The sequence below is a fragment of the Pseudomonas sp. HMSC063H08 genome (genome assembly GCF_001813645.1).
Classification (GTDB): Bacteria; Pseudomonadota; Gammaproteobacteria; order Pseudomonadales; family Pseudomonadaceae; genus Pseudomonas; species Pseudomonas aeruginosa.
Map to the genome: position 1 here is coordinate 1 of NZ_KV813538.1, position 773 is coordinate 773.

Annotated in this window: 1 pseudogene; it reads right to left on the reverse strand. The window is 62.5% G+C overall.

What is annotated here, in order from left to right:
• Positions 1 to 176: 176 nt before the first annotated feature.
• Positions 177 to 773: pseudogene (locus tag HMPREF2924_RS22445) on the reverse strand (class I SAM-dependent methyltransferase); the annotation flags it as partial.

Consider the following 773-nt stretch of genomic DNA (forward strand, 5'->3'; position numbering starts at 1 on the left):
GTCGATGAAGTCGGTCAGGTTGATGTTCAGGGAGGAGGCGGCCAGGGCGGCCGGTTGGGTCTGAGCGTTCATGTGCATCTCCTGCAGGTGAAGGAAGAAAGCAGGGCATGCACGTCCCTTTCGGGTATCGCCATACCCTGCAGGGTGGAGTGGAAGGAATCGCCGCGGGGGCGAGGTCAGTAATCGCTAGGGAGCAAAAGCGTGGTTGAGCTGCGGTCTGCCTCGGTGATGATCCAGAGCCTGGATTCGCCGCCGGCATCGATGTCGTAGGACGACAGCAGCCTATCGCCGAACTTCAGGGCTCTCTGGTTGGTGTTCCAGTCTTCCTGGTCCAGCGTCCCCCAATCTCCCGCCAGATGGCGGTTCAGCAAAGGCGCTGGGTTGAGTTGACCGGTTTCCACCAGGTGGCTCACGGCAGCGGTCATTACGACTTGGCCAGGGCTGAACAGCAGCGGTTCGGGGGCCGGCTCAGGTTGGGGCTCTTCAGCCTCTTCCGTGGTCGCAGCCGACGAGCTGATGGTCAGCACGCGGCCCTGATTGACCGAGGAGGGTGTCATTTCCCATGCCCGGATGATCGGGATGAAACGGTCTGTGAGGATCCTCACCTCGGTGATGTTGCCGTCTTCGTCTTCGGTGAATTCGGTCTTGCGGGCCTTGTCCTTGTAGGTGTCACCCTTCACGACCAGGATCCGGCCCGACTTCGAGCGCACGACGCCGGAAATCGCGCCGGCGGCCAAGGCCAGGGCCAGGTGCCAGCGAGACAGCTCGCGGAC